9 protein-coding genes and 1 pseudogene are annotated in these 10,164 nt (G+C 59.7%); 4 read left to right on the top strand and 6 right to left on the bottom strand.

Going from position 1 to position 10,164, the window contains the following annotated elements:
* On the bottom strand, nucleotides 1-616 hold a 616-nt coding region (locus B5V02_RS02225; RefSeq protein ID WP_111542621.1), incomplete at its 3' end, for an AAA family ATPase.
* Nucleotides 617-1,209: 593 nt separating this feature from the next.
* Between B5V02_RS02225 and B5V02_RS02220 the strand changes: the two genes are divergently transcribed.
* On the top strand, nucleotides 1,210-2,427 hold the full coding sequence (locus tag B5V02_RS02220) for an MFS transporter (protein ID WP_111542620.1): 1,218 nt from the start codon (nucleotides 1,210-1,212) through the stop codon (nucleotides 2,425-2,427).
* Nucleotides 2,428-3,484: 1,057 nt separating this feature from the next.
* Complete coding sequence (locus B5V02_RS41390; RefSeq protein WP_245445611.1) at nucleotides 3,485-4,222, top strand: hypothetical protein; 738 nt, start codon at nucleotides 3,485-3,487, stop codon at nucleotides 4,220-4,222.
* A 187-nt stretch (nucleotides 4,223-4,409) separates the two neighbouring features.
* Here B5V02_RS41390 and B5V02_RS41385 read toward each other — a convergent pair whose 3' ends face one another.
* Entirely contained in the window at nucleotides 4,410-4,658 is a 249-nt protein-coding gene (locus tag B5V02_RS41385; protein ID WP_245445609.1) for a hypothetical protein, read from the bottom strand.
* A 693-nt stretch (nucleotides 4,659-5,351) separates the two neighbouring features.
* On the opposite strand from B5V02_RS41385, the gene B5V02_RS41380 reads away from it, so the two are divergent.
* A complete protein-coding gene (locus B5V02_RS41380) occupies nucleotides 5,352-5,867 on the top strand; it encodes a hypothetical protein (protein ID WP_245445607.1) in 516 nt (171 codons plus the stop codon).
* Nucleotides 5,868-6,090: 223 nt separating this feature from the next.
* On the opposite strand, the pseudogene B5V02_RS42595 reads toward B5V02_RS41380, so the two are convergent.
* From B5V02_RS42595 to B5V02_RS40385, 4 genes and pseudogenes are all read right to left on the bottom strand, one after another.
* Nucleotides 6,091-6,379 (bottom strand): annotated as a pseudogene (locus B5V02_RS42595) (hypothetical protein); the annotation flags it as partial.
* A 547-nt stretch (nucleotides 6,380-6,926) separates the two neighbouring features.
* Nucleotides 6,927-7,175 (bottom strand): hypothetical protein, encoded by a 249-nt coding sequence (locus B5V02_RS42590; RefSeq protein ID WP_425374346.1) that lies wholly within the window; start codon nucleotides 7,173-7,175, stop codon nucleotides 6,927-6,929.
* Nucleotides 7,176-7,200: 25 nt separating this feature from the next.
* Nucleotides 7,201-7,746 (bottom strand): ATP-binding protein, encoded by a 546-nt coding sequence (locus B5V02_RS41040; RefSeq protein ID WP_208647031.1) that lies wholly within the window; start codon nucleotides 7,744-7,746, stop codon nucleotides 7,201-7,203.
* Nucleotides 7,712-8,137, bottom strand: coding sequence for a hypothetical protein (locus B5V02_RS40385; RefSeq protein WP_208647030.1), 426 nt, complete (start codon nucleotides 8,135-8,137; stop codon nucleotides 7,712-7,714). Before B5V02_RS40385 ends, B5V02_RS41040 begins: the two co-directional genes overlap by 35 nt.
* 1,404 nt (nucleotides 8,138-9,541) lie before the next feature.
* On the opposite strand from B5V02_RS40385, the gene B5V02_RS02195 reads away from it, so the two are divergent.
* Nucleotides 9,542-10,075 carry a peroxiredoxin gene (locus B5V02_RS02195; RefSeq protein ID WP_111542618.1) on the top strand — a complete coding sequence of 178 codons (534 nt, stop codon included), beginning with the start codon at nucleotides 9,542-9,544 and terminating at the stop codon, nucleotides 10,073-10,075.
* The last annotated feature ends 89 nt before the right edge of the window (nucleotides 10,076-10,164 follow it).

Here is a 10,164-nt window from a genome sequence, read left to right as displayed (position 1 = left end):
AATTGAGCCTGGAAGCCAGCGCTTCGGCGAGGTCGAGCTCGCGGTCGGTTTGGCGCTCGTTGCAAATCAGGCCGCCGAGCCGCACGCCGCCCGAATGGGCATATTTCAGGATGCCCTTGGCGATGTTGTTGGCGGCATAGAGCGCCATCATCTCGCCTGACATGACAATGTAGATTTCCTGGGCCTTGCCCTCGCGGATCGGCATCGCGAAACCGCCGCACACCACGTCCCCGAGCACGTCGTAGGAGACATAGTCGACATCGTCATAGGCGCCGTTCTCCTCGAGGAAGTTGATCGAGGTGATGACGCCGCGGCCGGCGCAGCCGACACCCGGCTCGGGGCCGCCGGATTCCACGCACTTGATCCCTCTGTAACCTACCTTGAGCACGTCCTGGAGTTCGAGGTCTTCCACCGAACCTTCCTGTGCCGCGAGGTGCAGGACCGTATCCTGCGCTTTCGAGTTCAGGATCAGGCGGGTGGAGTCGGCTTTGGGATCACAGCCGACGATGAGGATCCTCTGCCCGAGGTCGACAAGGGCGGCGAGCGTATTTTGGGAGGTGGTGGACTTGCCGATGCCGCCCTTGCCGTAAAAGGCGATCTGACGCAAACCTGACATTATAGATTTCCTTCCTTTTTCCATCGGTCGCGGCTGCCCGCGACGTGAATGTCGATGGGCAGCTGTTGCCGCCTCACACTGAAGGGTCTCAAGACTCGTGCCAACTTTCCCGATGGATAGCCACGGGAATTTTTCCTTTTCTCTTCAGCTAGTTAGCTTTGGCTCTAGAATTGCTCGCTGCCAGATAGATTATTGTTGGAATAAGCCGTGTAGCCGACCTGACAATGCCCGACACAAAGCGTCAGCTTCGAGCCACAAGAAGTTGGGCCTTCGAGTTAGAGCCGATTTTTGGCTGCCTAAGGCTTGCGGGCATAGCGACCGGCTTGCGTCGTTTCCGCCGCGGGACATCAGACGTCCGTGCTCGGAGCTGCTTTGCGCATCGCTGGTTCGAGACGGACCGGCGAAGTCGGCATGGAACGGCCTGATGAGATGCCTCCCGACGACGACATCCTCGTCCGGCACGGAGAACCGGCACCGAAATTGCACGCCCCACTGTCACAACATGTCGGGCAGCGATGGCGCGCTTCTGGCTTTAATTCGGGTCATCGCAGCCAACCCATGTTGCAGCGCACGCAAAGCTGGCGAGGATATTCATGACCGAATCGGCGACGGGCCTTATGGAGACTGTTCTGCACGGCCCAGAAAAGCCGGATCGACTGTCTCCTGCCGCATGGGGTGCGGTCATTTCGCTTGCCTTGGGCACCTTCGGGCTGGTGGCGGCAGAGTATCTGCCAGCCAGCCTGCTGACGCCGCTCGCGCATAGTCTCGGTGTCTCGCCGGGTGAGGCTGGACAGACGATCACAGCGACGGCCATTGCTGCGGCGATTTCGGCGCCGACGATGGCCATTATCACAAAGCGCCTGAACCGCAGGACCGTCCTGTGGGCGATGATGCTGCTTCAGATCCTGTCCAACCTTCTGGTGGCAGTCTGGTCGTCAGCGCCGGTTTTCCTGGCAGCACGCGTTATGCTCGGCATTGCGCTCGGAGGCTTCTGGTCAATTTCGGCATCGCTGGCGATACGGCTCGTTCCAAATCACCTTCTGCCGCGCGCCATGTCAATCATCCACGCCGGCGTTCCGGCCGCTCTCGTATGCGCACCTTCAATCGGCGTCCATGTCGACCACAGCTGGGGATGGCAAGCTGCCTTCAAGCTCACCGCAGTGCTTAATGCTGTTACGCTGCTGGTGCTACTTTTAACGATGCCGACGCTGCCTCCCGTTGAAATGGCTGGATCCCGCAGTCTGCTGGATGTGGCCAAAAATCCGACCATCAAGGTCGCACTTTTGGTCGTACTGCTGGTCGCTTCTGGGCACTTCACCAGCTTCAGCTATATCCGGCCCTTCCTCGAGACGGATCACAAGTTCGATACCAAGGAGATCTCCCAACTGTTGCTCGTTTCTGGCATAAGCGGCTTGTTCGGCAGTTTAGCCGGGGCATTCCTGGCCAAACACAGTCTCAAGGCAGTCGCGGCCCTGCCACCCCTGCTTATGGCGATAGCCGCTATCTCGTTGCTGATGTCTGGAGCATCGACCTTTGCCGCGGCGATTGCGGTTTCCCTATGGGGCTTTGCCTTCGGTGCGGTGCCGCTGGGGTTGCAGACTTGGATAGTGCTGCGTGCCGTTCCCGAGCAGGCCGAAAGCGCCGGTGTGCTAATGACCTCAACGTTCCAGGTAGCCATCGCAGCCGGCGCGATTTTCGGTGGACTACTGGTGGATCATGCCGACGTCACCAGTGTCTTTGTCTACACCGCGATAGCCACATTGCTCGCGGCCCTCACAGTGTTCCTATTCGGCCCGAAACGCGCAACCTAACCCTCCTGACGGGAGAGAAGCTAAGCGCCGGGTGGAGCCGCACCAGCCGCGCGACGCGGTCCTGCCCACGATTACTTGTCGGCTCAGGCCTTCGTCTCGCCTAATATAGGCCGCCTGCATCGCGGTACTGCCTCTTCCGCATCGGCTCTTGAACGGGCTTGGACCAGCTTGCCTGCCGGCCTTGACCATCCGCGACTGCAAGAAGCGATTAGCGGTCGCCCGGACGGAGTTGGTCAGGTTGCGCTGCCGGGCGACCGCGGATCGCGCTTGGCAGCTGACCAGGCGGGCGTATTGAAGCGTCGACTCGTTCTGGTCTCGATTTGAACACCCGCCACAAGAAAAGCCGGGCCGGCCACTAGGTCGACAGTTGCGCCGCCATCACCATCGTGCGCAACACTCGAGAGGGCGGCATTCCCGAGAGCACGCCCGTATGATTAATTCGGATCCGCGATGCGCGCGAGAGCCGGGGCGGGGGAAACGACGTCCCTTAGAGAAAGAGCGGACGCACAATGTGGATCATCCCGCCGGAACTAGCTTGCAGCGCGTCAGCTCGCCGTCAGCTCGTTCGAGTAGCTCTCTCCGAGAGCGACCTAAACAACGCAAAATCACATTGAAAGACTTCCGCCAAAAGAAGGGAACGAATGCCATGTACGGTCGGAACAGTGACCCATCCGCAAACTCCAGCCAAGCTAACGACTCGGTACGGTCAAAGGGCAGCGACGGCTTTGGCAAGCACTTGCGCACATGGCGCCGCCTGATCTCAATGCGAGTTCGTCTCCAGCGCCGGCACCCCCGTACTCGCTAGTTTCGCGGCCTCCTATCGTGGAGATCGACGGGTCGTCGCGTGTTTTGCATTGGCTTCAGACTGGACCGGCGCGGCAGGGTCGATCCGGGCTGGCCATGGGGATTGACGAAAACATGCCGCTGGTTCTCGGAGGTCATGCCACCTGTCATCTGGGCCATGCACTTACCCGCAAAAGCCCTGATGCACTACCGCTGAGTGACATCAGCCCCAATTCATAGGCAGCGCGTTCTCGCCTATATCGGAGATGAAAAAATGACGGGCATTGGCCGATCTGGAAAATCGCGCATTGGAGATGCTGGAGCCGGATCGAGCAGTTCGCGCTCGCAATCAGGTCTTGCCTCTGGGGAAGGCAGCCAAGGGTTCGGTTCCGTCCTGGAGCGGATGCGCTCTGAGCGAGGTAAAGGTTCACCCTCGACTGGCGCTGCGCGAGGTGCCCATGATGACCTTGGCGGCAAATCTTCAGGCCCTTCCGTTCCCCCACATCGAATCCCGGCGGCTGCGCCACGTGCAGCCGCCGGGGCACTTGCAGCCGGTTCGCGGAGGCGCAGTGTTTCCTCAACGTCGGATGGTGAAGCCCTGGCGCCGGTCGCCAGCCAACTGTCCACTTCGGGTGTGGCAGGCCCTATTTCCTCGTCAGGCGAAGAGATCAACGAGACAAAGCGACGAATGCGCTCGCTGATTGACGAAATCCAAGTTCTCGAAGAGAAGAGCCTGCATAGCGGAAAACCGATGGAGGGCTTCCGAGACGAGCTCGATCAGCTCGCTAATGCGGGCGCAGAACTTCTGGAATGCTACGCGAGACTGCCCAAGTATGTGGCGGGCAGCACTCTGTCCGACGATGATGTGCGTCACTACCGTGCCGACGTGATTCATCAGGCAGACAGTGCCAACGAGGTGGCCCAAACGATCTTCAAGAAGGAGGAAGAGAAGCGGAAGGTGGTGGAGGACATTCTCCACAACTTGGTCAAATCCAATGCCACCCTCGACTAGCTGAGCCGATCGGCTTCCAGTAGCGAAGTATCCCGTGGCCCGCCTGGAGTATTGGGACAAGAAAGTACAGCGCCACGAATTGATGCGGTCCGTCTGCGCCGCGACAGCCGACTTACCAAGCTCAACAGCCGAGATGCGGCGGGAAGAAGAGGCCGAGCTGCGGCTGCACTCGGGCTGGGTTGTCAATTCAAAGATAATGCAGCTGCAATCGCGGATCAATCTCGCGTAGGTCAACATGGCCCCGCAGGCGATCATGCTCGAAGCACCCATCAGGGAACTCCTCATCGGTGACAACGGGCAAACGCGTCTGCTGGGTAACTTCATCGGCGAGGTTTTTCCGGCATTCGTCTCGACGGCCGAAGCTGTACTGAGGAAGGAAGGGCGCCCGCTCGACGCGGAACACTGCGCCGTTCTGGAAGGAGTTGTGGAGCGGCACGCGGATTTCGCGTCGGCCTCGCACTCCGTGGTTGACAGGCTAAGGGATCACCAAGCAGGTGCTGGCCTCCCATTGGAACTGTTGACCCGGATCGTGGACGACGCCTGGATCGCTTCGGACGAGGTTAAGCACCTCCTCGCACTGCAGCCGAAGCCGCCAGCCCCTGAACTGCCGGCCGACGCTGCCGCTGCGATACCGACTGGAACTGCCGGCAAAGACTATGGTGGCCGAAAGCACTACAGCGCCCAGAAAAAAAGGAAAAGGCAAGAGCAAGCCGGGCGCTTGCGCCGGGAGTTCGGCCGCGCGGGCGGCCGGAACCGGAGGTCGCTGCGGCCGTCAGCGACCCTGCGCCGGCAGCCAAGGTGCTCGTGCGCACGGAGCTAGGTACAAAGAAGCTCGTGAGTGCACAGGAGGCGCAGAACAGTGCGTCATCGGGACCACCACGCTTGGCGGTCTTGCCAAACCCAACGACGGAAAAGGACACCGAGGCACTAATCGCACGGGCGACCGAACTTTCGAAGTTCGAGCTGCCTGCTCAGCAAAGTTTGATCTCCCGAGCGCTACGAGAAACCCGAGGACGCCGAATACACCGTCGGCCTCGTGGTCCAGCGCCTGCAAACGCAGGCTGCCGAGATGGAGGCCTGCCTCCCAGCGTTGGAGGCGTCTCTTCGCTCCATGGAGTACGCGGCAAAAATGGCCGACGTGCACGAACTAACAGCTCGGTTCAAGCGCATGTTGGGCGAGGTGCGGGGATTCGCTAAAGCTTGTGACAAACAAAAGCCCGCTATGACCATGGATTGCATGAAGAGGTACCGATTTCCCTCGCAAAACTACCTTGAGCAGTTGCGGTCGGCCCGGGAGTTGACGCCAGCGGATCCCCCGTGCGCGTTGAACCCAGAGCCGAGCAATCTGTTCGAGATTAGGCTGCAGCCCAAGGCGCTGAGCAACCGTACACTACCGAGTCCAATGTGGGTGCACATCCACACGACACGAAAGATATATGCGCAGCAGTTGGCAACGCTGGACAGCGCCGAGTTCGCCGCTTGCCACGTCAAGTCCAATGAACAGCACGGCCATAATCGGCAGTGGCAGACCTCCCGGGCTAAGAAGGGTTACGACAACGTCGCAATCCACTGCGGCAAGCTCACCCCGGCGTTCTGTAAGTCCTTGTTGAGCGACCGGGCCGATATGCGAAATGGGCCGGCCTAACATCGGCATTTTGTGGATTCCAACCAGCTTGGTAGACAGAGGCGCGATGTGCGACGAGCCCTGGCTGGGCGCAGTGGCCTGGATCGCAGGTATGGCTGGTTCTCGCGATGGCATCGAGCATGCTCCTCTACGGTTCTGAGCCCTGCCCGACACCCTGCTGACCCGACAGCACGCCTGCATCGCCTGAAAGTTTTTTCCAAATGCGCGATGTGTTGCGCTAGTGCTACTGCGTCATAAATTGCGAGCCTGACGCGGAGTGTCCATGGCCCTTGTGCAGCACGGACATCGTTGCAGGCGATTGGCCAGGGCCACAGTCAGGCGTCGCCTGATGGTCGGGATCGAGGTCGGGACGTGCCGCTCTGGTCGGATCGGAGGATCCGCGGGGTCGATAACCGCCGGGAAGACCAGGTGTTTGGCCGCCCTGGGCGCGAGTTGGAAGTTGAGGGGGGAATCGTCTCCCGCAAAGAGATCAGGAAGCCATAGGCGGCGATACAGAGGCTGGCGTGGTGGTGGAGATCAAAACCGGCGCCTCAGGGATCGCGCCCAGCTTCAGCCCTTTGGTGAGCCGGCATGCCGCTAAGCCGTGCCAGATCACCTTCAAGATGCCATCCCAAAAGCTCGGTTTCAGCGCCTACTAAACCTGCAGAGTCGGCGGGCGCAAGCCGTTCCGCCTCTGTGTGACCAGTGGCAAGCACACCCGCCCGGAATTGAGACCATCGGATCACCGGGGCGGTCCACCTGAGTCGGAGCGGACTGCGCCAAGATGGAAGCGCGTCGCTCGACAAGCGGCGCATCGCTAAGGTGACCTGGCGGGTGGCAGGACGCCCGAAAGGGGCCGCACGTATGCGGCCCCTCGGGGCCGTGCAAGAGCTCAGAATTAAGAATCCAGCGCAAGGCGAACTCTGGCCGCAACATTAGCCTCAGCAGTCACTCTCTTCTTCTTCCGCTCCTTGTCTTTTTAAGGTTTTCTCACTGAGGCCGACAAGGCGCCTATTGAGACGGCTCGACAATGTTCGAGTGTCGCCGAAGACCATCTTCACATCCTCGCGCGAGACGACATCACCGCCATCCCGTGCCAGGCTCCTTTGAGCCAAACGGCGGACCATTTCCTTGACATAGGCCGCGCTGCTGTTCTCCGAGCGCGGCGTCCGTCACCGCTCCGTTTTCGAAGACGAGCGCACGACCATAAAGCGCGATCAGCCGCTCGCGGCAACTGGCGTCGGGAAGCGGGATCTCAATTGCTTCGTCGACGCGGCCCGGGCGCGAGGCGAGCGCGTCCTCAATGTCCTCCGGCCGGTTAGTCGTCAGGAGGAAGAGGATATCTGAATTTGGTTCAAGACCATCTATCTCGTTTCAACAGACGGTTGAGCAGACGTTCGGCTTTCGGGCTATATACGTTTTCTCGCGACCGACCCACCAGGTCGACGTCCTTGAGCACGACGATGCTCGGCTGAAGGGTGCGGGCCAACACGATGTAGAACCCAATCGCCACTGTCTGCTCAGCCGTAACCAGAACGGTAGTGCGTCCGGGCAGGTTGGCAGAAACATGACGGATGACGTGCGTCTTGCCTGTGCCAGGGGGACCATAAAGCAGAATACCCTTTTGCGCGTGTTGGCCGAGGCGTTTCAACCCCTCTCGGTGTCGATCAAGGTCGAAGATGTTGGCATCAAGACGCGCCATATTTGCCTCCGAAAGCACTACGTCGTTCCGAGGTACGGCAGGAAGGCGATGAACCCGCATCGCTCCCGGCATCCCGGAGTTGTGTGCATCGTCTTCAAAAGAGAGAACCTTGTTGCGGTAGTATCGCGAGCTTTCGCCTGCCGCCTGGATTTTGCTAAGAACTTCACGCGAGAAGGCGCAGGCCCGCTCGCCACGCAAATAAGGCGATTTCCACTTGAACCGTTCGGCCGCCCCAGCGGTCAAAAAACTGCGACAGGAGGACCGCAACAGGCTCTTCGCCGATAAGGAATAACCACAGGCCATTGTGCAGTGACGCGTAGGGCACATCTTCGCCGACATCGATGTCCTGACAATGCAAGGGTGTCAGCGCAACGACGGTTCCACCCTCGCTAATGACCATGTCCGACAACTTCATGGCATCGAATTCGTTCCGCTGGTGGACGCCGACGAGCTTGGGAGATAAGGGCGCAATCTGCTCTTCAATGACCGTTTGAACGTCCGGCAGCAAATGGGCAGCAAACTTTCGGCGCGAGCTAGCGAGACCCGTCAGATCATCGGTTTTGAAATGCCGATTGTGCCTGCCAGGCATAGCGATCGATATGGGTCACAGCAAATCCTTCAGTTGAGTTGAGCGGAAGATCAATGCGCTCCGCATCAAGCATCGTTAGGGGCAGCCGAGGCTCTCCTCGAATTTGCAGACGTCCCACTGACAAAGACCATACAAGCAATTTGCGTGCCCGGTTGGCGCTCCGTTGCGTTCTGCCGCTTCCCGCCAACCAGCGGCGCTTCTTGGCGACCTTTCGGTCGGCCTTGCGACAATTCTGGTCCAGTTTCCGACACAGAAGGTTTCATAGACGCGCTCGGCGAGAGGAACGCCAAGCGTGTAAAGATCGTAGCCGAGCCGAATTCGACCTCATCGACTCTGGACAGTGGCGCTTGCCGAAGAGCGGCCGGCGATGATTGCTGCGACCGGCCTGCGTTCACGTTAGGCGCACGTAAAAGCACGCCGGGGCAGACACACTGTGCAATCGCTGTGCCGGCCGATGCGGGGTATTGCATGGGCTTGCGCTGTCTGGTCCGTCCTTTGCCAGCCGGTGCCGGAAGCGTGAATACCCGCTCTACACAGGACTTTTGTCCAGTGTGATGGCGTGACGGCTCTGGCGCGCACCCCCGGGTTGGCGAAGACGTGGTCCCGAAGCGGTAGCGCTGGTGCAGAAGCAGCTTCATTGGAAATGGCATGCCGCTTGCTCCTCATGCTTAGAGCCCCATCAAATCACGAAGAGAGCGACTACCGGACCATGGCTGACGCGCGAAGCTCCAAACGATCGACAAAGGCAACGGTGGCCCTCCTCGCTGAAGACCGGCACATCGTCCGGTTTGGAGATCCGTCCTCGGAAGCCGCTTTGCAGATGGAGTCCGATGCGGACACGCCAGATGATGCTCGCGCATTTGCCAGACATCGGTTTGCATCAGCATGTCGGTGGCCAAGAGGCTCCTCAAAGTTTCGCCAGAGCCCACGTCGGCCGGAAACAGGCAAGTCCAGCCAATACGCTGAACCAGTTCAGCCACGCCGGTCTGTGGCGTGGAGACTCACATTTGCGACTCATACGCTCATCCCGCTACTGGTCGCGTCCGGTTGCCAGAAGATTGACCCCGGTTATGAGGAGTGGGGGATCCATGCCGGCTCCGGCACCGTAGTCGCGGCAAGACGGATCGAGCCGCTCGAAGGTGCCCTCATCCCTCATATCGATGCCCTTCGGGTGAGAAAGATCTGGAGCCGGACCATTCCCATGGATCGGGAGCCGCGTCCCCTCATCCCTCACGTCGATGCCGTTCGGGTGAAGAACATCTGGAGCCGGGCCGTTCCCATACACCCGAATGGGGAAAGCATCGGGAGCGCCGTCGGCATCATGCCCGGCACAAGACCCGCGGCTCGGTATTGCGCCAGCCCCTGCAAGAATCCAGTGCCAGTTTCCTTTAAAGGAGAAAATTGATGACCGGTCAAAAGAAGGTTCCCTTCGTCACGTTTCTCACGCGTGTTCGCGATGATTCAGTCCAGGGCCCCAATCCATACCGCTGGGAAGAAAAAACATCCGACGACTACTTTGCCGGCAAGCGCGTCATCCTGTTCTCGCTGCCTGGCGCTTTCACCCCGACCTGCTCGACCTACCAACTGCCCAATTTCGAAGATCTCTACGAGGAATTTAAGAAGGAAGGAGTTGACGCGATCTACTGCCTCTCGGTCAACGATGCCTTTGTCATGAATGCATGGGGGAAGTCCCTGGGGCTGCAGAAAGTCGAGTTGATCCCGGATGGTTCAGGCGAGTTCACGCGCAAAATGGGCATGCTGGTTGCCAAGGACAATCTCGGCTTCGGTATGCGCTCCTGGCGCTACGCGGCTCTGGTTAATAATGGCGTGGTGGAGCAGTGGTTTGAGGAGGAAGGTTTCTCCGACAACTGCGAGACCGACCCCTATGGCGTCTCATCCCCGCAGAACGTCCTTCAAACATTGAAGGACGCAGCATGACCTGGTGCCGAAGATGTGCAGCTGCGTTTTAGACGACACTTGCACAAGGGCAAAGCTCTAAAGCGGCGCGTCCGGTGAGGTCATTCAAA

It is taken from the genome of Mesorhizobium kowhaii (assembly GCF_003253745.1).
In the GTDB taxonomy this organism is placed as follows: Bacteria; Pseudomonadota; Alphaproteobacteria; order Rhizobiales; family Rhizobiaceae; genus Mesorhizobium; species Mesorhizobium kowhaii.
Note: the sequence above shows the minus strand (reverse complement) of the source record. Positions and strands in the feature narration are given on the sequence as shown.

Bases quoted from the DNA above. Each gene is read 5' to 3' on its own strand.
- B5V02_RS02220 (WP_111542620.1), top strand. From the start codon at position 1,210: ATGACCGAATCGGCGACGGGCCTTATGGAGACTGTTCTGCACGGCCCA.
- B5V02_RS41390 (WP_245445611.1), top strand. From the start codon at position 3,485: ATGACGGGCATTGGCCGATCTGGAAAATCGCGCATTGGAGATGCTGGA.
- B5V02_RS41380 (WP_245445607.1), top strand. From the start codon at position 5,352: ATGGCCGACGTGCACGAACTAACAGCTCGGTTCAAGCGCATGTTGGGC.
- B5V02_RS40385 (WP_208647030.1), bottom strand. From the start codon at position 8,137: ATGCCTGGCAGGCACAATCGGCATTTCAAAACCGATGATCTGACGGGT.
- B5V02_RS02195 (WP_111542618.1), top strand. From the start codon at position 9,542: ATGACCGGTCAAAAGAAGGTTCCCTTCGTCACGTTTCTCACGCGTGTT.